This window comes from Virgibacillus sp. DJP39, from assembly GCF_049310925.1.
Lineage (GTDB): Bacteria > Bacillota > Bacilli > Bacillales > Amphibacillaceae > Virgibacillus_F.
In genome coordinates, this window is sequence record NZ_JBMERP010000037.1 from 1 (window position 1) to 23,879 (window position 23,879).

A 23,879-nucleotide genomic window follows, 5' to 3' on the forward strand; every position below is an offset into this window, starting at 1 on the left:
TCTAGTAAGTCTAGGAGAGTTTGTAGTTGTTTTTCTAAATATAGCTGTTCTTGCATGTTTTCCTCCAGGCTATCCTGCTCCTGTTGGAGAATTTCTTGTTCGTAAATTAAGTGCCTTAGTGTTGCATCGTAAATGGCGTCGGCTGTTGCGGATTCTTTTGCAGCCAGGTCACTAATGCGATCGGCTATGGCTTCTATTTGTGTATTCAACTCCTCCAGCCGCAGTTGTTCCGGTGGCAAGAGGGATGCTTTTTCGATGGCTCGTTGAGCTTCTTCTATCACCTCTTCTAAATTGTCTTTCATCTCACTCATTATTTTCATAAATGCATTCTCAAGGTCTGTCTCTTGAATATAGCTTGTTTTACAATCCATATAGTCTGGATCTCGCCCTGCGGTAACTCGGCATTGCCAAGCAGAAATGTAATACTTCTCACCTTTCCTGCTTGAAGTCAGCCGTCTTCGTATAACCGGCCTTCCACATTCGCCGCAAAAATACTGGTTGGAAAATGGGCTAATTCCACTATAGTGCTGTCGATATTTGTTGTCCGGGTCCCGCATCATCAAACTCCGTCGTTTCATTTCTTGTTGAGCTGCTTCAAAGGTTTCTTCGCTGATAATCGCTGGGTGGGTGTTCTTCACAAAATACTGTGGTTGAATATCTGTGTTGCGAACTCTTTTGTGAGATAAAAAATCGAGCGTGACTGATTTCTGTGCTAAACAGTGTCCTTGGTACTTCTCTTGTCTCAAGATCTTATAAACCGAATCTCCCGTCCACTTTGTATTTCCCTTTCCTGTCTTTAATCCATCTCTCATTAAATCTTTTGCAATGCTTGGACACCCTTTCCCTTCTAAAAACTCCCGAAAAATTCTCCTTACCACCTCTGACTGTTCCTCATTGATGATTATTTCTCCATCTTCGGTTGTTTCATAGCCCAAGAAGTACGTGGTTGGTATGTGAACAATCCCTTGTTGAAATCGCTTCTGTACTCCCCATTTCGTATTTTCACTTACGCTACGGCTTTCTTCCTGTGCCATCGAGGATAAAATGGTTAAGAATAGCTCTGACTTTGAATCCAGTGTGTCAATATTCTCTTTTTCAAAAAACACCCCAACCGCTGGTTTTAAGCTCTTCAAAAACCTAATAATTGATATGCAGTCAAGAGTGTTACGCGCGAAGCGACTGATCGACTTAGTTAAAATATAATCAACCTGGCCTTCTTTACAGTCTTGAATCATTCGATTAAATTCTGTCCGATTTTTCGTTGAGGTTCCTGATATCCCTTCATCCGCATATACATCAGTTAGTATCCAAGACGGGTTCTTACTTACATAATCTTTGTAATGAGCCACTTGGAGGTCATAACTGCTTGCCTGCATTTCTGAGACAGTGGATACTCGGGCATAGACCGCAATCCGTTTCTTTTGCCCATCTGGATTTGCTTCTGTCCGGCCTGTTCTGGCTTTCGCTGGGATAATCCGTACCCTTGATGAACTTTGGTGTCCACTCATGTTTTCTTACTCCTTTCTCAACTCGATTATTGTTTCCTTATCATCAATCCATTGCATACTAAAGGACATTGGTGTGATTGCTTTTACACGCACCACCCATGCCCTTAAAAATGAAATATTTTGAAGTTCTTTTTGTAATGGTGATGCTGGATCCCTCAATGCATCTAATTCCTCGAGCTTTGTTTTCGCTTCTTCCCGATATGCAAAATCCTGATCCAGTAGCTCCCACCATTCTTCCTTTATCTTTAGTTCTTTTTCAATCGATGTTCTTTTCGATTTCAGTTGCTCAAGTTTATCATTTGTATTATCTGCTTCAGAGCCATTAGCATTAATGAGTGTAATATTCTCTTCTAATAAAATTCGTTCTAAATCCAATCGAAGTCTGTTGTAAGAGAAGTCCCGTGCAGCTACAGCCCTTGTCAAATCCTTATACATTCTCTCCATGTCGTACATGAATCTTGCTATCCGGTAACGCTCGAGAAACGCTTCTTGCATGGCTTCCCTAATCACCTCTTCTTTAATGCTTCGCATGGTACACAGTTCTTTACTTTTTACGTTATTCTCACACCGCCATCTAACAACCCCTCGACAAATAAATCGGTGTAAATTACCTCCACATTTCCCACATTGAATCCGGCTGGAAAGTGGGTATCTGTTCACCTTTGTGTTTCGATTTGGTTTTTTACGTCTCTCTAGTTCTCGTTGGGCAGCTTCGAATGTGTCTCTACTGACAATTAGCTCATGATGGTTTTTTAAAAAATATTGATTTCTCTCTCCGTCATTTACCACTCTCTTATGTGAAAGGTGACATTCTGTATAGAATTTCTGGCAAACTACATCTCCCGTGTAGTCTCGATTGAGTAGTATCAACCGAACTGTAGTGGAAGACCAGTCTGTTCTCCCGTTGGTTTTCTTATATTTCTTTTTTATAAATTGCTTAGCAATTTGAGAAGGTGTCTTTCCATTCAATGCTTCTTCAAACGCTTCTCGAACAATGTGCGCTTCTTCTTCTATGATGATCCATTCTTTTTGTTCATTCTTTTGGTAGCCTAGCTTTCTAACAAAGACTGGTTCACCTCTTTCAAACCGTTTAGCTAGAGCCCAGTTGATATTTTCTGAAATGCTTCGGCTCTCTTCCTGGGCTGTTGCAGATAACATGGTGAGGATAAACTCACTCGCCATATCGCCTGTATCAATATTTTCTTTGTCAAAAATAATTCGAACTCCAAGCTCGGTTAGTTCTCGAATCGTGTTAATGGCATCAATTACATTCCGTGCAAATCTGGACACCGACTTACAAAGGATAATATCAATTTTTTTCTCAGTAGCGTGTCGGACCAATCGATTAAACCCAGGTCGCTTGGCCATCGAGGTTCCTGTTCGTCCTTGGTCCACATATATATCTACCATCTTCCAACCTGGTGTTGATCGGATCAATTGAGTATAGTGTGTTTTTTGGTTATCAAATGATCCTTCTTGTTCATCTGAAAGACTGCTGACTCGTACATATGCAGCCACTCTTAATTTCTTAGGTTGTTCTGCTGGTGGATCCATTAATGAAAGGCCACCTGCACTTTGTCCAAATGAACCAAATAATGCTTCTGCCATGTTTTACCTCCTTTCAATATTTTAGCTCTTTTTCGTAACACCTGGACCCTTCTATTCAATCAAGGTCATCAAAAAATATTCTGCTGAAGACGCTTGGTATCAAGGTTCTTCAGCTTTTTTTGTTATTGTATATATCACTTAATTTCATCCTAATAGCAAGTAATTAAGGGGATAAAAAGAGGTGCAAATTTCATGCTGTTTAATAGCTCTTATGCATCTCGTACTGACATTAAAAAAGCACCTAAAAGTCCGCTCATAAATTTAAAAGCGGACAAATAAGTGCAAACAATTCAGTCACCTGTTCATATTTTAATCATGCTTAATATAACCTTCAAACCCAGCTTTCTTCACTTTTTCTATCATTTCTTCTGCATTTTCCTTTTTCGAGAAAGCTCCAACTTGTACTCGATAGTATTTGTTTGTCGCCTTTTCATTTTTAGTAGATTGAGTGATAACGGTTAAAGCTCCTATATTAATCCAACTCATAATACCCGCAGATTCTTTACCACTTTTCTTATCTACCTTTTTCCCTAAAAGAACACAAGCTTTGCCACCTTTAACAACTGGAGTACCATCTGAAACAACCTGAGTCACTTTATGATAAGTATCTTGTTTTACCCAGTTAGGAATATTTGCTCCACCCGGATAATACTTATCTACTGACGCTTTAATTGCCACCACATCACCAACCTTAATGCCAGTTGATAAGTTAGAAGGTGTATTTATTTCATTTAAAGCCTTTCGAACCGCAGCACGGAAGGAATCCATATCCTCGCCATGCTTAGGGAACCAATGCATTACATCGGCATGGTTACTCGCAATTCCCTTCTTATTCCCTTCCGAATGGCATATAATATCACGTTCATTAAGACCATACTCTTTACACAGCACTACGCAAAGATCCACTGCATTTTGCCACGCCTTTCTAAAATAACCCTCATTCTTCTTGATATCATAACCAACCATCGTCGAGCCTCTCCCGTAAGAAAAACCCCCTGGCTCACAAATTTCAAAACCAATATGGGTATTGTTGGCCCCTCCACCAGCATGCCAACCCCGATGATTCCAAGGTAAGTACTGCCAAACTTCCTTATCATCCAAAAAGGCATGAACACAAACCTGCCTGCTTGTTTCCCGTGCTTGGTATGATTTGTTCCAACGATTAAACCAGTCTGCCGCCATTACCCCAGGGGTTGCTGTGGAATGGACCATGATTCCTTTAGGATTGATTTTCCTGCCCGCTTTATAGCAATCGTTCCTAGTCATATATTTAGTATTTAGTTCCATTTTTACCTTCCTCCTTTGCTTTTCCGTTCAATTGTGCCAATACAGCTTGAAGCTTCTGTGGGATTGGGAGTCCAATCCTTGAGGCATTTTCGATAATACTAATGCCTTCATTTGAGAGATAAAAAAAGATGACTGCTGTGCGAATAGCACTACCGTCACCAATAATTCGACTATCAATGATATGTGCGATACCTACCATAATAAAAATAAGTATCTTTTTGAAGATGCCTCTAGCACCGATATTGCTTGCAAGTTCTCGATTGATAATTGCAACCATAATTCCTGTGACGTAGTCTACAATTACAAAAGTAATAAGTGCATATAAGAAGCCGTCAAGACCGCCAAGAAGCCAACCCAACCATCCACCCATAGCTACAATAACCGTTTGCGCATATACCCAAAGTTCCCTTATTGCCATGTTTTCCCCTACTCTCTATTCAGTTTTAGTTATATAAAAAAGACACCTGTGACTACGAAGGTCACAAAGCGCCTGGATTTTCTTAGTTATTGCTTTTTAATACGGAGCATAATACACAAACCCACTAGCCTTCACATAGAACCCATCCCCCGGAACATAGATCGCGCCTCCAAAGGTGTCATACTGAGATGTTGTAAATCCTGGTTGTTCGACACCTTCCCAAGTCAGACCATCTGATGAAACATAGAGCATGCTTTCATTCAGGAGTGCGTATTTTCCCCAATCTGCCATCCAAATGATATTCTGTGGATTTGGAATATTATTATCAGCAAGATCACCAACATGAGATAGGTTCGTTTCTGTTAGCTCGGTGGCACTGTCATTCATCACACAAAGACTTACATGATAGACTCCGCTGACATAACGGTGTTTCAGTACAAAGATCTTGTCGTTGATAGACCGAATAAACATATAGGAAGTGCCATTTAAATCTTCAGGAACTGTAGTAGTCCAAGAACCTGGACTGGATGAGCTAGCCATTGCAATCGACTTATCGCCACCTACTACGCCGACAAAATTTCCTTTATGCGTTGTTAAGTACTTAAAGATCGGAACCGATGTCCCATCAGATCCAACCAATGTCCAGGCTGTTCTTTCCGTTAACGAATCAAAAGTATAGTAAACGGGAGACTTATAGTACCACCAGCTCACCACTCCGGATCCCGTATTTGTATCATAAGCACCGGTAGTCATGGCATTCTGTGCATTTTCGCAGTAACCGGCATTATGCCAGGTAATGCCATCAAAAGAAGCGATGATATTTGCTAATCCGGTGATCTTAGCTAAAAACACACCCCCACCTGCATAAAGGATTTCTGGTTCGCCATATCCCCACCAAGGAACATCTACCACTGTCCATTGATCGGTCGTTTGATTGTAGTAGGACATATACGGCGTTTTTGCATGATAGACGGCAATCTTTGCATCTCCATTATCATAGACATTAATTTGCTTTTCACTGTTATATTGGGTATAGCCAAAACTACTATACGTTTTCTTTTGCCAACTCAGGGTGGGGATTGGAAGAATGACGCCACCCCTGCCACCAAAAGCAGTCCAGATGGCTAACGTATTATTAAAATTCCGATGGTAACTCATACTATCCCTCCACCACCTTTTCAATTCCCGTAATTCTGCCACTGCTATCTGTCGAATAGTTGTAACTGGCAGTTGTTCCATCATCATACGTAATTTCAAATCTTGCAGCATCTACCAGTAAAGTAGAAACCTCTTTTAATAACAGCTCTGAAAAAATATCCTCTAATGCGATACTAGTAATTCTCCCACCGCTGTCCGTGGTATAGCTGTACTTTGCAAAGTATTGATGGGTTTCTCCCTTTTCCACTTCATAAGTGACGTTAATAAACCCAGCATCTATCGTTAGACTTTTGACAATGGTATAAGAAACTCCCAAATCGTACACTTGTGATTGAAGACCGTCCACCGAACTACCCACTTGAGTTAATGAGTTTTCCACCGTGTTCATAGAGCTTTCAATCTTGTAGAACGTATCGGAAATGCTAGACCTATATCTCCCAACTTCCACCTGAATGTTGTAACGATAAAAAGGATTGTATTCCAAAGAAATAATCCTGGTTTTCACATTTATTCCTAGGGGGTTAAAAACAATTTGCACATTATCTCCCACCGACAGGCTCAAAAGTTTAAAAAAGGAAATGTTATAAGAAGATGCATTTTCTCTTGAGTCATGGGAAACCGATACATCTGTAACGTTCTTTGTATCCATGACTTCCTTATAATCCACACTACCCCGATGCTGTCTTATGTTAATCTGATAGCCATCGTATTCAATCTCACCACCTAATATTGCAATATACTGCATAAGGGCTGACCTTCTTGTTACTTCCTGATTGATTTTCATCGTGCAGCTTTCCGTAAACTCTACTGTCCCCGCTGAAAAAGGTGTCCCTGCTAAAATCTGATTAAGTCCTGCAGTCGGGTCTCCTGTGAAATCAAAGTTATCTATTTTATAAATAACATCATTTAAAATGTAAGATACATGTTCACAAGTTACGGAACAGACTGGAAAACTGCCTTGAATCGATTTGTTCATCTGTACGATTTCAAAGTACTGGTCGTTAAGTTTGGCCCGCTGTTTCGTCTTTAAAGCAAGGGCAGACTTAGCCAAGACCGTAAAGGATAGGCTGAATTCTCCCTCCAGCGTTTCTCTTATATTGGCTGACATCACCTTTTGAATCGTCTGTAATAAGGTGTTTCCTGAATAAATGTTTATCATGGCTTATCTGCCCTCCTTTTTACTCCGGCTTATGAACCAGCCACCCCTAAGTTTCTAACCGTTACCGTGTTCTGGTTCCACTGAAGCTGGGCGATGATTCGAGTTAATACCGTTCCGTCAATACTAAGTGGAATCGTTACATCTAATAACGACCCATTGGCCCCTTTTGCTGTAGTTCGAACTTCACTATTCAGATCAAGATCAAAGTCAGTCGGAATCGCACCTTCCATATCTTTTTCCACTTTACCCATGGCACCCATGAATCCTTCTCCAATACCTTCACCCATGTTCCCACCGATTCCAGCAAAAACCTTAGAAGGGGACCGAATTCCAAGAACGCCTTTCACATTACTGACAATGCCCCCAACAAAGCCACTAACCTTATTTTTTATCCAACCAACCATGGAAGATATTCCGCCCCAGAGTCCTCGGACAATATCAATACCAATAGAATCAATGGAAAGGGCTGCTTTTCCAATACCGATGAGAAGAGCAGAAACAATCTGTGGCAACTTCGCCACTAGTTGAGGAATGGCCTGAACAAGACCGGCTGCTAATTGATAGATCAACTTAATCCCCATCTCGATAATCTTGGGTAAGCTTCCTACAATAAAATTAATAATCGTCGAAATGATTGTAGGAAGAGCTTCTATTAATCTAGGAAGGGCATTTATAATCCCCAATGCTAAACCTTCAATAATTTTAAATGCTGCCTCCAACACCATATCAAGATTGTTTATTAGTGTTTGTACGATTAAAATGATAGCTTGTACAATCGATGGAATGAGATTTGGCAAGGCTTCACCAATTCCAGTAGCTAGAGTCACGATCATCGTCAGCGCCGCTTCAATCAATGAAGGGAGGTTGGTAATAATGCCATCTACTAAAGTAAGTACAAGATAAAGTGCTCCTTCTGTAATTTGAGGCAAGGCCTCGATAAGTCCTTGAAGCAGTGTCGTGACAATCTGCATGGCTGAATCAATAATCAATGGAAGGTTTTCGATAATGGCACCGGCAATGGACATGACAATTTGAAGGGCCAAGGTGACTAATTGTGGTAGCTGCTCTGCGATAATATCGGTAATACCCGAAACTGTCTCCCCAATGACCGCAGCGATTTGCTCGAAATCTCCATCAGCCGCATTAATGCCATTTGAAAGGTTTGAGAATAAACCAGTGATTCCAGAAGAAACTTCACTGACTGCTGGTAAGAACACACCTTGCAACGAGCGTTTCACACCTTCAACCCCATCGGTCAAATTATCGTATTTAACCTCCGTTATTTGAGATAAAGCATCAACGCTGGCAATCGTACTGTCCTTCATGCTGGCAAGAACCGGTAAAACATTTGCCCCCAAATCTTCAAACTGCGTACCAAATAGCTGTACCCCAACAGCATTTTTTAATATAGGATCTTCCATTTCTTGTAACCTTTCAACGACACTATAAAAAGCATCATTTGCTGTTTCACCGCCCTGAGCAAACTTACTTGTCATTTCTTCCGCATTAAGACCCAGGGCACTGAAGGCTTCCATACTTGTTTTACTTCCGTCTTTTGCTCGAATAGTAAACTCCTTAACGGCATCCCCTACCTTATCAATGCTAAAAGCACCGCTTTCCGCACCACCGATTAGTCCTGTGATAAATTCATCCGCACTCAATCCAAGAGAGGAATATTGCACTGAGTATTCATTGAGCGTATCTAACAAATCTCCGTTTTTATCAGCACCATTTTGAGCGCCTGTTGCCATGATGTTATAGGCTTCATCTGAGGATATACCGAAGTTTTTCATTAGAGCGCTAGCTGTTCTAGCCGATTCCTGTATTTCAAAACCAAAGGTATCTCTCAAAGCAAAACCGGACTCGGTGGCTTTTTCAAGCTCTTCACCCATGAGTCCGGTCACCTTTTTCACTTCTGAAATGCCTCCTGCAACATCTTCCAGGTTGGCACCAAAATTATGCTTGTACACGTTTTGAGCAATCTCCCCTAACTCCTCAAGTTCGGTACCTGTTGCACCCGTCGATGCAGAGATCTGGTTGACTGCCATATTGTACTCATCACCAAGTTTGATTAGGCTTGCTCCAGTAGCAATAGCCGCAGTTCCAATTGCCGCTACTGCTGCGCCGATAGTCACACCGATTCCTTTTAAGGCGCCTCCCAATTTCCCGAAGCGATCCGATGCATTTTCTGTTTGGTCCGCTGCTTTCTCTACTTCATCAGCAAATTCTTCAACTTCACCTTCGGCAGCAGTAAAGCTCTCTCCCATTTCATCAATCGTTTGATTATTTTTATCGACTTCTCGCTCCATCTTGATCAATTCGGACTTAGCGTTATTGAGTTGAATCTGCCAATTTTGAGTACGTCTATCCGTCTCGCCAAAGGAATCAGCTGCATTTTTAAGTGCTGCTTCTAACGTACCCATTTTATTTTTTTGCGCATCAACCTCTTTATTTAACACTTCGTTTCTGGACGTAAGGGCCTCAATCGATTTATCTTGCTTATCAAATTGAGAGGTTACTAGATTCATTTCACTGCCTAATACCTTAAAGTTCCGATTGATATCTCTTAGGGAATTCTTAAACTCCTTCTCACCTTCAACGCCAATCTTCAGTCCAAAATTATCTGCCATGTTTCCACCCCCTCTCTTTTTGGGCATAAAAAAAGACCTGCGATTCAGCAAGCCTTCGAACCTTATTTATAAAATTATTTAATGTAACATTTAAATTTCAGATATAACATTCGAATTGTTATATATTGAGTCTTTTTGTTACAAACTTTTTAGTCTATATCCCCACCGGAATCACATCATCAATCGATAAATCCTCCATCGGTTTGGCCATTCCAGTAAATTGTTTATGGCATTCCCACAAATCCATTAGATACCCGAGCGGCAAAAGCCACGCTTCCTCTTCCTGACGATGTAGATGGACCGTGCCATAATAAAGTAGTCGGATAAACAGCTCTTCATCGCTTACCCGACTTCCTCGTTTTTTGAGGGTTCACTCTCTATATGCCGTTTGGTGCCTTTCATCATGCTGGCCATAATAGCATTCTTGTACTCCGCCAATTCAAAAGGTGTGGTCAATAATTCAATCTCTTCTTCTGTTAGCAGCTCTTTCTTTGCATCCTTGTTTCTCAGATTATGAATCAGAATCGATTGGTTAGACAGCAACGTAATCAGCCATACGATCTCATCTAAAGCAAGTTCAAAATCCTTCGTGTTCATCAGTTTATTTCCAAGATTCTCAAGACCACCATAGCGCTTAGCAATTTCCTTCGTTGCCTTGGTGGTCAAAATCAACTTATATTCCTCTCCACCTATTTCGATGACAGCACTTCTTTCATCCGCAGCAGTATCTATCTCCAAAGGTATAGTAGCTTCTACCTTTTCATTTCCCATTTTTCATCATCCTCTCTAGCTTAAGATACAGTTACCATTGCAACAGTCGTCGTTTCATCCGTTGCTCCAGTTGAGCTCAATACACAGTAATAATAGTAGGTTCCAGCAATAAGGTCGGTTGGAATATCAAAGCTTGCAGACGATTCACCATTGATAACCGTTCCACCGCTACTACTATCCATCGTGTTTTCATACCATTGATAGGTGATTGGATTGCTGGTGTTAATGCTTGCTGCAACGGATAGGCTACCAGAAATACTGCCTTCCATGACTTCCGTTACATCATCGGGCTGAGTCGTGATGGTGATGAGCGGTTCCAATGGTGTGAAATCAGGTTCATACACCGTGCTGAACCATCCGGTAATGGTTGAAGCTGCAACGCCGGTATCTCCTCCTGTCACCTCTGCCTTCCAAGGATGTTTGTTTTCTGCATCTAGCTTATTTCGTCTAAAAACGGTTCCTTCTATAGTTGGACTACTGAAGGTAATCGAATCACCTTTGGTAGCAAGGCTAGTAGTAGGAATGCTGAAGATCACACGATACAGCCAAAAATAGCGGTACTTTCCATTCGCCTTCTTAGCTCGAAAGCCAATGGCTACAGGATTTCCTCCATCTTCACTTCGCGATACTACTACATTGTTACTGTCTACTTTACTACCTGTTAAATCTTGGGCTACCAAGGCTCCTATGTCATCAATGCCAAGACTTAATGTTCCACTCTTAAATTCTTTTACTACCTCAGATGCTCCATCATCGGCATATAAAATGGCTTCAATCAGCTCCACACTTAGTTCAGCTGTCATTGCCTTTGCCAGTACGTTCGGAACTCCGTAACTTTCCACGCCATTTCCATCTTCTGTGATGTTGGCATAGTACAAACTATCAAGTCCTATCGTTGCCATCATGTATTCTCCCTTTCTATTAAAATTTAGCATCATCGCTGTTTACATCTTAGGTTTCATAGTCCTTTGCCACATCAATGACAAAGTGGTGAAAACCAGTATCTCTTTCCAGACCCATATACCGCCGGTCAGTAATGGTAAAATCAGCTGCTTGCAGTAAACTCACCATCACGTTTTTTCTTGCCATGTAATTATGCTTGGTGAAAAGCGAGACTCGAGATTCCTGTATCTCATGCAGAGGCAGATTGTCAGCATACAACTCAAAGAGGTCATTCATGGCTGTGATGACTATATATTCTTTTGGTGCTGCTTTACTGAAAATACCTGTTTCAATCGGAATGCCTAGTTGATTTAAAACCGTTTTTATATCATTTAATATGCTGTTGTATTCACTCACCCTCTGCCTCCTTCCTGATTACAGTTTATTAATCTCTTGATCTAGCTTTTGTTCCATCGCTTTAATACAAGCCCTCCGACTCGCATTTTTGGCAGGTTTTAAAAATGGTTGAGGTGGCTGCCCTGCTTTTCCGTATTCAAGAATGTTAGCAAGCATGGCATTCGATAACCCATCGCTTCTTGGTTCATCAAATCCGACTTTCACGTTATAGTCACCTTTTCTATCCACTCCCGCAGGGGTTATACCTAAGGCACCGACTAGCTCCCCAGTCGATCGGCTTTCTATTTTCGTATTACTTCCAACCACTGCTTGCAGATTCGATTTGACCCTGGCTTTCACCACCTCGCCACCTTCTTGTAAAACGATAGGAATGATTTCATCCGTCTTATTTGCCAGCGTAGATACTTTCAACAGAAACTCCTCTGGCATTTTAAAGGACCCTTTTGCCAAAATAAATCACCTCCACCTATCTATTTGAAGGCACCATCTTCTCAGCGGACACTTCTACGTATAAACCTTTTAGATGTTCCACACTGACGATCTTGTATCTTTCAGTCTCAAAGACTAGTATCATTCCACTTTTTATCTCTAACTGTGGAATTCTCCGAAATTTAAATATCGCATCTGCAGCCGTGTAAGCCGCCATGTTCGCCCACTTCTTTGAGCCGTGTCGTTCTTCCTTGTAGGCTCTAACACTGGCCACAAAGTCGTCTGTTTCGGTAACAAACCCATCGCTGTCCTTTGCTTGTGTTTGATCAAAAATGTCAATAAAGCTGTTCATTTTCCCAAAGCTCACCCGCTATCACCTGACCTACCGATTGGGCGTTCAACCTTCTCTTCACTTCTGTCTTGGTTCCGATCTTTCTTTCGCCCTTTTTTATAACAACACTTTTGCTTTTTTCGATGTTGGCTAATCCTTCTTTTCATACGTATTCCTCCCTCACAACTTCCACTCTTTGCCCATACGAAGTAAAAGATGGACCGTATTCCACACCTGTTCAGCGGCCCTAACGTTATCACCAAAAAAACCACCGGTGGAACCATCGCGGCTCTCATAAAAGTGAGTGGCCAACATAATGGTCCCTTGTTCGGTGGCTGGTGACATAAAATGTTCATTGTAATAACCTTGGTCGAAATGCTGAAAACTTTCAGCGTAAGAAATGGCGGCCGAGATGTAGGTTCCAATAAGGGCATTGTCCTCGTCATGACTTAGGATGAGGTTGGCTTTTACCTTTTCAAGCAATGTGTTCATACTTACCACCATCCGTTAGTTCCATTACGCAGCCTCTACGGTAACAGTAACAACATTCGACGTTACGCTTTCCGCTTCTTCAGCGCTAATATCGCAATAGTAATAATAGGTTCCTGCCGTCAATGTGGTAGGAAGTGCAAAGACAGATTCTGTCGCCCCGTCAATTTCTGTACCTCCGGTTGACGTTGCTGTGGTATTGCTATACCACTGGTACGTCATTTCTGCCCCATTTGTTACGGTAGCTTCCAGTGCAAGATTCTCTTCAATGCTACCTGCTGTTACCGTATTATCCATCGGTTCAATCAATAGCGTTATGACCGGAGCATCTGCAAACAGTATGCCAGCGGTTCTCAATTTTCCTAATAGATTGTTAAAATCAACAACTAAACCTGCAATTGTTGTGGCCTCACTGTTTGATTGGTAAAGAGCTTTAGAAAGTGAATTCCCATCAAAAGTAAGTTTCCCTTCAGCTGTGATGCTGAGTTCACCACCGATGACCGTTTTCTCGCCACCCTGATCGGTATAGTTTTTTGTGTTATACCCCATTTGTTTTTCTCCTCCTTTTTAAAAGAGGCGAGCAGTCAATGAAGACCACCCGCCATTAGATTTCTTACACTTTTTGTTGAAGAGCCTTCACTGCTTCTGGAAGGATTAGTTTTCCATCAAGACGCTGCGATGCCAAAAATCCAACCTGACCATTGGCAGCATAAAGTTCATTCAAGCGCTTAAACGTTCTGCCTTGGCGATCGGCAATCCAGTAGTAATTGAAGTCACCAAAGAGAATCGTTTTCTCACCAACCGCAGCTGTCGGCATGTACTGTGAAGTCAATACGGGACGGTTTAAAATCGTATCCGGTGTTCCTGCTGAGACAGATGGCTGCCATAAATACTGACCTTGTCCATCTTTTAGCTTTCTGATCGTTTTGATGGTCGCATCGTTCACCATGAACGTAGCGTTCTTTCGATAAGATGATTTAAGACTATGGTATAAATCAATCACTTCATCCATGGTAATTGCTGTGGCACTCGCGGCTGTGACTCCAGTAGTAGCTCCGCCAGTGCTGTTTAGAAGGCCAGTCGGTTTGCTGATGCCATTCCCTAAAAGGAAGGATTCTTCTTCAGCTGCACCAATTCGTCTAGCAAACTCACCAGCCACATATGCATCAAGGTCAAAGAAAGAATCGTGTAATAGCTCATCTGATACTTTCAACATTGTTCCAAGCTTATACGCAGAAAGACTGACTTGAGTAAACGTATCATCACTTTCCTGCAAGGCACTTTCTTCATCCATCCATGCTGCACTCCCATGACTTGCTACCACTGGAATCTTTCTGTCTCCATGGCTTGTGTTAATTACATGGCACAGTTTCCGCATCACATTAGCTTCTTCCAACGCCTGAATCAATTGCTGTTCATATTCATCAGGAACGAGATATCCGCCTTCTGAATCTTGGCCAATTTGTAAGGCGTTCTGTACAGAAGGGTTCACCTTATTTCGCATCGCACCCCAGAAGGCTGACTTGTAGGCATCGGTAGCTCTGCCTGTCTTTTCTTCTCTCGTTTTTTCAGGGCGAGCGGATAACGGATTGGTAGTAGCCGCAGTTAGTTCCCGATCCATCGTCTCTTGACGTTCAAGACGCTCTACTTCTTTTCCTAAGTCAACAACTTCTTTTTCCATTTTTTCATAGACGGCATTGTCTTCTGGGGAAATAAGTCCACTTTCTTGACGATGTTCATCTAAAAACTTCTTGGTCTGGTCCCATACCTTTGCTCGTTTTTCTCTTAATTCTTGAATTCTATTCATCGTATTACCTCCAATTTTTAATGAGTTCCAACCGTTTTTCTAGTTGATTGACTGGAATCCGGTCTACTTCTTGCTTGTTTTCATCTGTTTCTTCAGGTGTTTTTGTTGCTTTTGGTGCAACTATTTGTGGCATCTTTGCTTGAATCCCCGGTAGTTTATTGATTAGGGCATTCGTAACTGTGAGCTTGTCATAAATAAAACCGTCCGCTTGGTCATCCGTTGGTGCATTCTCGTAAAGGACACGGTCGGCAAATTTCAGTTCAATCGCCTTATGGGCACTCATCCAGGTTTCCGCATTCATCATGTTAGAAATTTTCAGCCTAGATAATCCGGTCTTGGTCTGATAAGCATTCATGATGCTTTCCTTCACTTCGCTTAGAAGATTAATGCCTGATTCAAGATCTGATACCTCCCCAGCGACTAACATCGCAGGATTGTGGATCATCAAAACGGATAGTGGGGAAACACACACCTCATCCCCAGCCATCGCAATCACGGAAGCGGCGCTTGCAGCTAGTCCATCAACCTGAATACTGATATGGCCCGGATATTCCTTTAACATGTTGTAGATTTGCGCTGCCGCAAAACAATCACCACCAGGCGAATGGAGCTTCACTACAATGTCATCTGATGGTTCACCCCCTTCATAAAGCTCTGTTTTAAATTGTTTAGGTGTGATGTCATCATCAAACCAGGATGACTCAGCGATATAACCCTCCATGTGTAAGATCCTGACTGGTTTTTCTCCGGCTTCATTCATCACCCATCGCCAAAATTTATCCATCTCCTTGACCTCCTTTTGGGCATAAAAAAAGCACCTCTTCGCTGAGATGCGGTTGCCCATTATTTTTAAGTTGTATTTTCATCTTTTTCAGCTGCCTCCTCACTTTCTTTCAATGCTTTCTTTGCATATGCACCCGCCATCTTAAGCGGCAGCATGTTACCGTTGGTTAGATAAAGATCACCACCTTCTTCGGTAGCAATCGGATCGAGATTCTCCATACGGCGCACATCATTAACGGAAAAAAAACCATTTTGAATTCCTATAGAATAACCGTCCATGCGAGACTTATAATCTCCACGCATTAAAGCTGAAGCATTAAAGGATACAAATAACTGTCCCTTTTCACTTTCTTTAAAGAGCTTTCGATCAATCGCCTGTTCGATCCGCACCAGCCAAGGTCTGATTGTATGAACAACAAAGCTAATCGATTGGTTTTCAATATTGCTAAAGGAACTTTTACTTAAATCAGCTACCATGTGCGGTGGCACTTGAAATATCCGACAAATCTCTTCAATCTGAAACTTCCTGGTCTCTAAAAACTGGGCATCGGAATTGGGCATACTAATTGCTTGGTATTGCAGACCATCTTCCAATACAGCTACTTTGCTACTCCTACCACTCCCACCATAGGTCGCTTGCCAAGCATCCCTTACCTTTGTCGGATCCTTAATCGTTCCAGCTGTGGAAAGGATCCCACTCGGGGTTGCGTTATTTGCAAAAAACTTACCGCCATATTCTTCGGCAGCAATATTAAGACCAATTGCATTTTTGGCAAGAGCTACCGGAGAGTACCCCATGATTCCATCAAAGCCAAGCCCAGGAATATGCAACACTTCATCGGGACCAAGATAATGCGTGGTGCCTTCTTTTCTGTAAGCATAGTAAAGCTGGCCCTTCCCATCCCGGTCGACCGTCATTTTATCCGGAAGCAAGGGATAAAGTGCCATGACATCTCCACGACCATTTCGAATGATCTGGCAATAAGCATTCCCCCATAAGAGAAGATGGGTCATCATCGTTTCCCTGATGGTGAAGGACGTCATTTCTTGATTCGGTTCGTCATGCAGGATCTTATATAATGGGTGATCATAGACCTTTTCTTTTCCTTCCCCTGTGTACTTGAACGTGTGCAATGGAAGAGAGCCCACCGTCTCAGCAATAATTCGTACACAGGCAAAAACCGCTGTCGTCTGCATGGAACTTCGCTCGTTCACCATTTTTCCAGATACACTTGGCCCCATATAAAAGTTTGGTGCCGAGCTAACACTATCTGTTGGATTGTCATGCGCTTTAAAAATCCCCTTTAGAAAGTCCATCATTATCATTTCATCACTCCCTTCTCTTTTCGGCATGAAAAAAAGCACCTCTTAAAAGATGCTGGTTTTGCATTTATGCTCTATTTAGTTGTAATCAAGGCATGTTCGCAAAAACTATCCCAATATAATCATGTCGCGTTCATCATAAATTGAAGTGCCGTCATCAGTTGGATTCACCGTCGCTCTAGCTAGTCCCATGATAAGGGCGACAATACCATCAATTTTCTCCGTTGACTTCTCCTTATCCACTTTGATGTTGCTGGCAGGATCCGTGCGAATAACAATGTTATCTGCCATCCAACGAAGTACCGGGTGGCCACCATGCGCGATTTGTTTACTTAATATGAGCCGCATGATTTCCTTTGTAGGTGGTGACATATCTTTAAACCCTTGACCAAAAGGCACTACGTTAAAGCCCATCCCCTCTAGGTTTTGACTCATTTGTGTTGCACCCCAGCGGTCATAGACGATTTCTCTAATGTTATATTGTTCACCTAACTTTTCGATGAATTTTTCAATAAAGCCATAATGGACCACATTTCCTTCTGTAAGATGTAACAGTCCTTGCTTATTCCAAAGATCATATGGCACACCATCTCGCTTCACCCGTTGAGGCAGTGTTTCCTCTGGCAGCCAAAAGAAGGGTAATACCTGGTACTTATCGTCTTCATCAACTGGCGGAAAAACGAGAACAAAGGCGGTAACGTCACTAGTAGAGGATAGGTCAAGACCGCCATAACAGACTCTTCCTTTCAGTTCTTCTGGGTCCACCGTAAAATTACAAAGATCCCATTTGTCCATTGGCATCCATTTGATTTCTTGCTTTAACCACATGTTCAACCGAAGCTGCTTAAACAGTGCCAAGTCTGCGGGGTCATCTTTCACTTGGTTGTAATGCTCCTTGACCCGATCTATTTGAATGGTATGACCAAGACTAGGATTAGCCTTGTACCAATTGTTTTCATCTTCAATGTCTGCATCATCTTCAAGTCCGTAGATGATGGAAAGGAATGTAGGGTCAACCCTTTTTCCTTCTAGAATATTTTTAGCTTTGCCGTGCATTTCCCAACCATAACCAGAGAGATTATTTCCAGCGGTCGTTAAGTATAAAAAGAGCGGCTGCGTTCTCGCATCACCCGATGCAGTGGTGAGCATCTTTGCCAAGTCGGCATTCGGATAGGTCCAGATTTCATCAAGGATGACACAAGAAGCATTAATCCCTGACTTTGATTTTACATCCGAACTCAACACTTGATAGAAACTCCCTGTTTTTGGGTAGACAATTCGTTTGGTGGATTTTATCGTGTTTGATACTTTTGAAAGGGTCCTATTCCCTTCAACGAAGTTCATGCTGGTGTTGAAAATAATACTTGCTTGCTGTCGATCACAGGCAGCTACATATACTTCTGCATTTGGTTCCCCATCGGCCAAAAGCATGTAAAGAGCAATCGCAGCACCGAGCTCTGACTTCCCATTCTTCTTACCAATCTCTACATAAGCGGTACGATATTGCCTTGTGCCATCCTCCCTTAAAGTACCAAAGAGTTTCTTGATTAAATCAATCTCCCAGGGCAGAAGGATGAATTGTTTTCCCGCCCACTTGCCTTTTGTCAGTTTGAGCTGCTGAATAAAGTTAATCGCATGATTAGCATGTGCTTCGCTATATGGCATGGTCATCTCCTCCTTTCTGCCCGATTTAATTCGGTCTTCCCATTAAATCTTCTGCTTTTGGAATACTTAAAAGCAGTTCTTCCATTTCATCTCCATCGATGGTGTTGCCTAAACTGTTGATATTCAGCCTGCTTCTCGCGGATGGACTAAGTCCCATTTCCGAGCAAAAATTTCGTACCTGTTTTAGATTCTGTTGGGCGATGGATACTTGCGGGATTTGCTGAATATAACCGGAGCTGGTCTTTAAAATTGAACCATGCTTTGAGATAAATTCCTCCGCTTCTTTCCATCTCGCATAGGCCTGACAGTAACCAGCAAAGGCGGCCATATCCACCTGCGTTAAAAGCCCCATCGCCGTTAATTCCTTAGAAAGCCTCCTCCATTCTTTTTTGGCATCAGGCTCCAGCCATGACGGGCATTTCGGCGCCTTTTTCTCCGGCTTCGGTTCGTTTTTGTTCAAAGTTCTTTTCCCCGGATTACCTTCCAGCTCTTTAATTGCTGTTGGTTTGGGCGGCCTTCCTCTACCTGCCATAACTTTCACCTCCTTCTAAATTCATCAAATCAAAAGAACCTATCCCCTGATAGACTCTAATTTGTGTATGAGTGACTCAATCGCTTTTCATTTCTTCTTAGTTCTTATCCTGCCAGATTTCCATTTTGAATTCGCCATTAAAAACCATCCAACGTACTTCACCATCATCAAGTTGAAGAACTAACATTCCTGGCACTAAATACATTTCATTTTTTTGATACCCCGATGCTTCCAAATCTCTTTTTTGCTTAAGTAGAAGTTCCATACCTCTCAATGCATCAACATTTCCCTGTAGCATTCGATCCAGATCTTTGGTCATTTAAACTGCCTCCCTGTGTTTTGGTATGTCTATATATCACTCTAAACACAGGTATTAGCAAGTTAATTTATTGGCCTTTTATTCCTTTGAAATTGTAATTCCCCTTCTTAATTTCCTCGTGATCCGCTTTCACGGCTTCATCATAATCGACCCTTTTTGATTCTTTATCCTTACAAGTCATGCAAAGGCAGTCCGTATTGTACATGGACATAATCCGTCCGGCTTTTAAGGTTCCACCGCAGCGATCACAGTTTGTTTGTGTGAAAAATTTATCCATTTGATTCACCCACTTTTCTAAAAGCCCCGCTACCTTCAAGGTTTGCAAGCAGCACCTTCCTTGTCGTTTTGTACTCACTGCCATTCATCCCGAGACGAATGAGCCACGTTCTGAAGGCGTATTTAGGATTGTCGTCCTGTGCTTGTTTGAAAGATGCTCGCTTTTGCTTTTGAGCGTTTTGATTGGTGAATGCGATTAGTTCTTGAAAAGCTGTGATCTTATCAGGTACTAAATTTGTCGCTGCTAGCTTGATAGTGAATGTTTCCTGTTCAAAATTAAATGCTAAGCCTGGGAGCCTCTCGGGACCAAGTTCATCCAGCGCCTTTTCAAATTCTTCAAAGCTGCTTGTTTCCTTCAAGCTTAAATCCTCTGCAACGGTGGCATCCATCAGTGGCTCGGTTGTCCCAAAGGCCATCAAAATCAGATGCTGTTTACTATTAAGCATGTTTACTAGATTTCGCAGCGTGTTTCCAGAGTGCCCTTCTAGCGGAAGGGTGAGCTCCATCCCGTCGAGATCCAATACCTTCTCATTCTCTAGTGTATCTTCCGCAGGCCCTTGTTCGACTCTCGTCTCTAGCTCTTCTTTCGGTTCTGGCGGGTTTAAGATTTCATCGAAAGTCTTCATTTCTCCAGCTGAAGTTGTAATTGTTCCCTGCCTATCAATTGTGTAGGTTTCTTCCTCCGTTGCAATCTCATAAGCAAAGGTTGGAACATTGAGATACCTTGGTTTCACCCCTAAAAATTCTCCTAGTTTTTTAACCATTTCTTTTCGATCCATTTTCATTACCTCCTGTGTTTTGGTGTAGTACATATATCACTCTAAACACAGGTAATAGCAAGTCTTTATGGGCAAAAATGTACTCATTTCTAATCAAAGAAACAGACCTCATTATGGTCTGCCCTTTAGTCATTTTCAATTGCTGTATATCTCGGATAAGTATAGCCTTCCGTGTTTACAAGTACCTTTTCACCGGTGTTTACATTAATGACTCTGATACAGCGAACCTCTCTTTGTTGGTTCACCCCACCATCTTCTTTCGTGATCCAAGGCTGGTCGTTAAAAAAGTCATTCGTAAAGTTATGAAAATCGTTATCTTCTAGTAAAACTTCCTTTATCACACAATAGCTTTGCCCCCGCTGTCCTTGCTTTAGGGCCCCCTCGGTGATTTCCTTTAGTTCCGCTAGATTACTAACTTTCCTTCCAAAGATTGCTTTCATTTTAAAAATCACTCCACCTCAACGTATTCCATGATAATTTGGAGGGCCTCATCATATGAACCTGATGCCATCACTCGTTCACTTACTTCTTTGGCTTGTTCAGTTTTTCCGTTTTCTTTTAAAGTCCTGCTGACACGTCCAAGGATAAAAAAGATATTCCCATCTTCACCGGCTAGTTTGCATGCGGGCTTTAGATTTCCATCCATTGCTACGCCTCCAATCTATTCAAGGTAGTAGCATATTGCCATACACGTTGAGGTATAGCAACTCTATTAAAATGTTACTGTAGTAACTCCTCAGTTTCTTTAATTTCTGGCTTTGGCACTTCAGCAAAAGGAACCTTAATACCACCTCGTAATAAAAACACATCTTCTGTACCTACCTGCTCAATAAATCTCTTCACAATTACCGTCGCGTACTTAGGATCGAGTTCCATCGTGTAACAGATTCTATCAATTTGTTCACAAGCAATGAGCGTGGAACCACTGCCACCAAATGTATCTAAAACAATACCGTTAACTTGAGAGGAATTTTTGATTGGGTAGCATAACAGCGGAATGGGTTTCATGGTTGGGTGTTCACCGTTCTTCCTTGGTTTGTCGTAACTCCAGACGGTTGTTTCAGAACGACCTGTGTACCATCTGTGCTTGCCACCTTTTTTCCAACCAAAAAGAATCGGTTCGTGAATCCAATTGTATGGACTTCTTCCCAACACAAGAGAGTTCTTCTTCCAGATACATACACCACTTAAATGAAAACCCGCATCAACAAAAGCCTTCCTGAAATTCAATCCTTCTGTATCTGCATGAAATACATAGGCAGAAGCACCTGGAGCCATATTCTCTGCCATATTTTTAAACGCAGACTGCAAAAACGTGATAAACGTTTCATTGTCTTGTTTATCATTTTGGATTTTAAGTCCACTGGAACTTTCAAAGTCCACGTTGTAAGGAGGATCCGTTACTAGCAAATTCGCTTTCTTTCCATCCATCAGCTGAGCCACGTTTTCTGCGTTCGTAGCATCACCGCACATTAACCGATGTCTACCTAACATCCAGATATCTCCCGGTTCTGCAAAGGATGCTTCCTCCAATGCTGTGTTCACATCATAATCATCTTCTTCGGCATCTTTATCGTGAACCTGGCTAAATAAATCCTCAATCTCTGCTGCATCAAAACCGGTAAGGGTCACATCGAAATCCTGCTCTTCTAGATCTTTCAGTAAGTCAGCCAATGCTTCAAACTCCCAGTCGCCGGTTACTTTATTAAGCGCAACGTTAAGGGCCTTCTCCTTTTCAGAAGAAAGTTCAACGACCACACACTCGACTTCTGTATGTCCTTCATCTACAAGAACTTTGTATCGTTGATGGCCACCGACGATGTTCCCGGTTTCTTTATTCCAGATGATCGGTTCCACATAACCAAATTCGGCCATGGACCGTTTCAGTTTGTCATAGGCTGGGTCGCCCGGTTTTAAATCCTTACGTGGGTTATACTTGGCCGGTTTGATTTCGGATACCGGGATTTTTCGGATTATCATCTCTTCACTCATCTTTTCAACTCCTTGACTCGATTATTTTTGAACATCAAAATAGCCCGAGACCTAGTCTTCGAGCCTAAACGTGTTGAAAACACCTATATTTCGAGCTGTTTTCTACTTGCTATTCAATTGGTTATTTCTTTACTTAGGGAAACAAAAGAATGGCTGTAACCCAGTTCTCATACGGTTTTTAACTCATTTACACAAAATCCCTGATATCTGCAAATCCGCCTAGATACCCCCCCTTACGATTTTTGCGAATTACTACACGAAACCCTAGCGCGTTGTCGCTTCAAAGGAGTTGGTAAGATGTGAACCCCCTACGGTGCCTTGAGTGCATTCCCAAATCCACCATCTTCAAGGGCTGTCTTCTTACTGTGACACGTTTTGCAAAGACCCTGCCAGTTGCGCTTGTCCCAGAAGAGTTTCATCTCACCACCATGTGGAATGGTATGATCCACTTCTGTTGCTGGTGTTAGTCTATCTTCTCTTCGGCAATGAACACACAGAGGATTTTCTTTTAAGTATGCTTTACTCACCTTGCGCCACTGATAGGTGTATATTTTTGAGCTGGACTTGTTCTGTTCTTTTGTTACTTGCTTTTTATGTTTGTCGCAATACCTATCAACACCAAGCTCATGACAAGCCGGATGGCGACAGATTGTTTTTGGTTTCCATGGCATCGGCCATCACCTTTTTCCTGTTTTAGGCATAGAAAAAGTCCTCGGCCAATGATATCCAAGGACTGTACTATTCAAGAATGGTGCGTTTCCTAAGATCGAATCGATATAGCTTAGGCATATGCTACAACATCTGGTTCTCTTGATTTTTACTATACCTCTACATTTTATAGTATAACCGATTACCCGACTGCCCTTCACTGCCTTTTACTGCCCTCTTCTCTAATTTTCTCAATTTCTTTTAATGCTCTCCCGTGGACCTTGAATACAGATCTGCTGTTATAGTTTAGTGAAACGGCAACATCTTCCCACGACTTTCCACTGATGTACCGCATCTCTAGCAACAATTGATAGTTCAAGTTGGCCACCTGATTAATGATTTCAATGAGTTCTTTTTTTAGATCGACCAGCCTATCAATATCATCATTGATTTCATTTCCTAAATCAACCACCTTTACGATAGCACTTTCCATGGTGCTTTTCTCATGGTTCCCACCGGATACCTTTACCTCACTCAACGTCGCCGTAACCTTCATCGATAGACTTTTTAATGAATCTAATTGCTCCAACTTGTTATCGATCATCTTATCAAGCCAAATCCCCTGGGATAAATATTCCTTTGCATTCATGTCAGCTACCTCCCTTCTT

The 23,879-nt window shown here is 42.0% G+C and carries 27 protein-coding genes and 1 pseudogene; all 28 read right to left on the minus strand.

Going from position 1 to position 23,879, the window contains the following annotated elements; genetic code table 11:
• Positions 1-1,508 (minus strand): recombinase family protein (locus ACOI1D_RS12660; protein ID WP_422501654.1); only part of this gene is annotated, 1,508 nt, incomplete at its 3' end.
• A gap of 6 nt (positions 1,509-1,514) precedes the next feature.
• Positions 1,515-3,116, minus strand: a complete 1,602-nt coding sequence (locus ACOI1D_RS12665) for a recombinase family protein (protein ID WP_422501655.1) — start codon at positions 3,114-3,116, stop codon at positions 1,515-1,517.
• A gap of 309 nt (positions 3,117-3,425) precedes the next feature.
• On the minus strand, positions 3,426-4,403 hold the full coding sequence (locus tag ACOI1D_RS12670; RefSeq protein ID WP_422501656.1) for an N-acetylmuramoyl-L-alanine amidase: 978 nt from the start codon (positions 4,401-4,403) through the stop codon (positions 3,426-3,428).
• Complete coding sequence (locus ACOI1D_RS12675; protein ID WP_422501690.1) at positions 4,387-4,815, minus strand: phage holin family protein; 429 nt, start codon at positions 4,813-4,815, stop codon at positions 4,387-4,389. The genes ACOI1D_RS12670 and ACOI1D_RS12675 overlap by 17 nt, the downstream gene beginning before the upstream one ends.
• Before the next feature lie 102 nt (positions 4,816-4,917).
• Positions 4,918-5,979 carry a hypothetical protein gene (locus tag ACOI1D_RS12680; RefSeq protein ID WP_422501657.1) on the minus strand — a complete coding sequence of 354 codons (1,062 nt, stop codon included), beginning with the start codon at positions 5,977-5,979 and terminating at the stop codon, positions 4,918-4,920.
• Between the two features lies 1 nt (position 5,980).
• A complete protein-coding gene (locus ACOI1D_RS12685; protein ID WP_422501658.1) occupies positions 5,981-7,138 on the minus strand; it encodes a hypothetical protein in 1,158 nt (385 codons plus the stop codon).
• A gap of 29 nt (positions 7,139-7,167) precedes the next feature.
• A complete protein-coding gene (locus ACOI1D_RS12690) occupies positions 7,168-9,768 on the minus strand; it encodes a phage tail tape measure protein (protein WP_422501659.1) in 2,601 nt (866 codons plus the stop codon).
• 342 nt (positions 9,769-10,110) lie between these two features.
• Positions 10,111-10,539: a hypothetical protein gene (locus ACOI1D_RS12695; RefSeq protein ID WP_422501660.1), complete on the minus strand. Its 429-nt coding sequence runs from the start codon at positions 10,537-10,539 to the stop codon at positions 10,111-10,113.
• A gap of 326 nt (positions 10,540-10,865) precedes the next feature.
• A pseudogene (locus tag ACOI1D_RS12700) lies at positions 10,866-11,441 on the minus strand (major tail protein); the annotation flags it as partial.
• 49 nt (positions 11,442-11,490) lie between these two features.
• Entirely contained in the window at positions 11,491-11,838 is a 348-nt protein-coding gene (locus ACOI1D_RS12705; protein WP_422501661.1) for a hypothetical protein, read from the minus strand.
• An 18-nt stretch (positions 11,839-11,856) separates the two neighbouring features.
• On the minus strand, positions 11,857-12,288 hold the full coding sequence (locus ACOI1D_RS12710; protein WP_422501662.1) for an HK97-gp10 family putative phage morphogenesis protein: 432 nt from the start codon (positions 12,286-12,288) through the stop codon (positions 11,857-11,859).
• A gap of 16 nt (positions 12,289-12,304) precedes the next feature.
• Entirely contained in the window at positions 12,305-12,634 is a 330-nt protein-coding gene (locus tag ACOI1D_RS12715; protein ID WP_422501663.1) for a head-tail adaptor protein, read from the minus strand.
• Positions 12,631-12,765: a hypothetical protein gene (locus tag ACOI1D_RS12720; RefSeq protein WP_422501664.1), complete on the minus strand. Its 135-nt coding sequence runs from the start codon at positions 12,763-12,765 to the stop codon at positions 12,631-12,633. The genes ACOI1D_RS12715 and ACOI1D_RS12720 overlap by 4 nt, the downstream gene beginning before the upstream one ends.
• A 13-nt stretch (positions 12,766-12,778) precedes the next feature.
• Positions 12,779-13,090, minus strand: coding sequence for a head-tail connector protein (locus ACOI1D_RS12725; RefSeq protein WP_422501665.1), 312 nt, complete (start codon positions 13,088-13,090; stop codon positions 12,779-12,781).
• A 24-nt stretch (positions 13,091-13,114) separates the two neighbouring features.
• A complete protein-coding gene (locus tag ACOI1D_RS12730; RefSeq protein WP_422501666.1) occupies positions 13,115-13,636 on the minus strand; it encodes a hypothetical protein in 522 nt (173 codons plus the stop codon).
• 64 nt (positions 13,637-13,700) lie between these two features.
• Entirely contained in the window at positions 13,701-14,894 is a 1,194-nt protein-coding gene (locus tag ACOI1D_RS12735) for a phage major capsid protein (RefSeq protein WP_422501667.1), read from the minus strand.
• Between the two features lie 4 nt (positions 14,895-14,898).
• Entirely contained in the window at positions 14,899-15,678 is a 780-nt protein-coding gene (locus tag ACOI1D_RS12740) for a head maturation protease, ClpP-related (protein ID WP_422501668.1), read from the minus strand.
• 65 nt (positions 15,679-15,743) lie between these two features.
• Positions 15,744-16,994 (minus strand): phage portal protein, encoded by a 1,251-nt coding sequence (locus ACOI1D_RS12745; RefSeq protein ID WP_422501691.1) that lies wholly within the window; start codon positions 16,992-16,994, stop codon positions 15,744-15,746.
• Between the two features lie 114 nt (positions 16,995-17,108).
• Entirely contained in the window at positions 17,109-18,665 is a 1,557-nt protein-coding gene (locus ACOI1D_RS12750) for a terminase large subunit (RefSeq protein WP_422501669.1), read from the minus strand.
• 25 nt (positions 18,666-18,690) lie between these two features.
• A complete protein-coding gene (locus tag ACOI1D_RS12755) occupies positions 18,691-19,197 on the minus strand; it encodes a phage terminase small subunit P27 family (RefSeq protein ID WP_422501670.1) in 507 nt (168 codons plus the stop codon).
• A gap of 97 nt (positions 19,198-19,294) precedes the next feature.
• Positions 19,295-19,516 (minus strand): hypothetical protein, encoded by a 222-nt coding sequence (locus ACOI1D_RS12760; protein ID WP_422501671.1) that lies wholly within the window; start codon positions 19,514-19,516, stop codon positions 19,295-19,297.
• A gap of 67 nt (positions 19,517-19,583) precedes the next feature.
• The gene (locus ACOI1D_RS12765) at positions 19,584-19,793 is read right to left on the minus strand and encodes a hypothetical protein (RefSeq protein ID WP_422501672.1); all 210 of its coding nucleotides are present in this window, start codon (positions 19,791-19,793) and stop codon (positions 19,584-19,586) included.
• Positions 19,786-20,571, minus strand: a complete 786-nt coding sequence (locus ACOI1D_RS12770; protein WP_422501673.1) for a hypothetical protein — start codon at positions 20,569-20,571, stop codon at positions 19,786-19,788. The genes ACOI1D_RS12765 and ACOI1D_RS12770 overlap by 8 nt, the downstream gene beginning before the upstream one ends.
• Before the next feature lie 125 nt (positions 20,572-20,696).
• Positions 20,697-21,011 (minus strand): hypothetical protein, encoded by a 315-nt coding sequence (locus ACOI1D_RS12775; protein ID WP_422501674.1) that lies wholly within the window; start codon positions 21,009-21,011, stop codon positions 20,697-20,699.
• Between the two features lie 8 nt (positions 21,012-21,019).
• Positions 21,020-21,217, minus strand: coding sequence for a hypothetical protein (locus tag ACOI1D_RS12780; RefSeq protein WP_422501675.1), 198 nt, complete (start codon positions 21,215-21,217; stop codon positions 21,020-21,022).
• Positions 21,218-21,291: 74 nt separating this feature from the next.
• Positions 21,292-22,551 carry a site-specific DNA-methyltransferase gene (locus ACOI1D_RS12785; RefSeq protein ID WP_422501692.1) on the minus strand — a complete coding sequence of 420 codons (1,260 nt, stop codon included), beginning with the start codon at positions 22,549-22,551 and terminating at the stop codon, positions 21,292-21,294.
• Positions 22,552-22,871: 320 nt separating this feature from the next.
• Positions 22,872-23,234 carry an HNH endonuclease gene (locus ACOI1D_RS12790; RefSeq protein ID WP_422501676.1) on the minus strand — a complete coding sequence of 121 codons (363 nt, stop codon included), beginning with the start codon at positions 23,232-23,234 and terminating at the stop codon, positions 22,872-22,874.
• Positions 23,235-23,428: 194 nt separating this feature from the next.
• A complete protein-coding gene (locus ACOI1D_RS12795; protein ID WP_422501677.1) occupies positions 23,429-23,860 on the minus strand; it encodes a DUF1492 domain-containing protein in 432 nt (143 codons plus the stop codon).
• Between the last annotated feature and the right edge of the window lie 19 nt (positions 23,861-23,879).

Excerpts from the sequence above, each read along its gene's own strand:
- ACOI1D_RS12720 (WP_422501664.1), bottom strand. The coding sequence starts at position 12,765 with ATGAAAAGAAGGATTAGCCAACATCGAAAAAAGCAAAAGTGTTGTTAT.
- ACOI1D_RS12740 (WP_422501668.1), bottom strand. The coding sequence starts at position 15,678 with ATGGATAAATTTTGGCGATGGGTGATGAATGAAGCCGGAGAAAAACCA.
- ACOI1D_RS12765 (WP_422501672.1), bottom strand. The coding sequence starts at position 19,793 with ATGGATAAATTTTTCACACAAACAAACTGTGATCGCTGCGGTGGAACC.
- ACOI1D_RS12730 (WP_422501666.1), bottom strand. The coding sequence starts at position 13,636 with ATGGGGTATAACACAAAAAACTATACCGATCAGGGTGGCGAGAAAACG.
- ACOI1D_RS12665 (WP_422501655.1), bottom strand. The coding sequence starts at position 3,116 with ATGGCAGAAGCATTATTTGGTTCATTTGGACAAAGTGCAGGTGGCCTT.
- ACOI1D_RS12690 (WP_422501659.1), bottom strand. The coding sequence starts at position 9,768 with ATGGCAGATAATTTTGGACTGAAGATTGGCGTTGAAGGTGAGAAGGAG.
- ACOI1D_RS12735 (WP_422501667.1), bottom strand. The coding sequence starts at position 14,894 with ATGAATAGAATTCAAGAATTAAGAGAAAAACGAGCAAAGGTATGGGAC.
- ACOI1D_RS12770 (WP_422501673.1), bottom strand. The coding sequence starts at position 20,571 with ATGGATCGAAAAGAAATGGTTAAAAAACTAGGAGAATTTTTAGGGGTG.
- ACOI1D_RS12750 (WP_422501669.1), bottom strand. The coding sequence starts at position 18,665 with ATGCCATATAGCGAAGCACATGCTAATCATGCGATTAACTTTATTCAG.
- ACOI1D_RS12795 (WP_422501677.1), bottom strand. The coding sequence starts at position 23,860 with ATGAATGCAAAGGAATATTTATCCCAGGGGATTTGGCTTGATAAGATG.
- ACOI1D_RS12695 (WP_422501660.1), bottom strand. The coding sequence starts at position 10,539 with ATGGGAAATGAAAAGGTAGAAGCTACTATACCTTTGGAGATAGATACT.
- ACOI1D_RS12760 (WP_422501671.1), bottom strand. The coding sequence starts at position 19,516 with ATGACCAAAGATCTGGATCGAATGCTACAGGGAAATGTTGATGCATTG.
- ACOI1D_RS12790 (WP_422501676.1), bottom strand. The coding sequence starts at position 23,234 with ATGCCATGGAAACCAAAAACAATCTGTCGCCATCCGGCTTGTCATGAG.
- ACOI1D_RS12670 (WP_422501656.1), bottom strand. The coding sequence starts at position 4,403 with ATGGAACTAAATACTAAATATATGACTAGGAACGATTGCTATAAAGCG.
- ACOI1D_RS12780 (WP_422501675.1), bottom strand. The coding sequence starts at position 21,217 with ATGGATGGAAATCTAAAGCCCGCATGCAAACTAGCCGGTGAAGATGGG.
- ACOI1D_RS12680 (WP_422501657.1), bottom strand. The coding sequence starts at position 5,979 with ATGAGTTACCATCGGAATTTTAATAATACGTTAGCCATCTGGACTGCT.
- ACOI1D_RS12785 (WP_422501692.1), bottom strand. The coding sequence starts at position 22,551 with ATGATAATCCGAAAAATCCCGGTATCCGAAATCAAACCGGCCAAGTAT.
- ACOI1D_RS12745 (WP_422501691.1), bottom strand. The coding sequence starts at position 16,994 with ATGGACTTTCTAAAGGGGATTTTTAAAGCGCATGACAATCCAACAGAT.
- ACOI1D_RS12685 (WP_422501658.1), bottom strand. The coding sequence starts at position 7,138 with ATGATAAACATTTATTCAGGAAACACCTTATTACAGACGATTCAAAAG.
- ACOI1D_RS12775 (WP_422501674.1), bottom strand. The coding sequence starts at position 21,011 with ATGAAAGCAATCTTTGGAAGGAAAGTTAGTAATCTAGCGGAACTAAAG.
- ACOI1D_RS12755 (WP_422501670.1), bottom strand. The coding sequence starts at position 19,197 with ATGGCAGGTAGAGGAAGGCCGCCCAAACCAACAGCAATTAAAGAGCTG.
- ACOI1D_RS12725 (WP_422501665.1), bottom strand. The coding sequence starts at position 13,090 with ATGAACACATTGCTTGAAAAGGTAAAAGCCAACCTCATCCTAAGTCAT.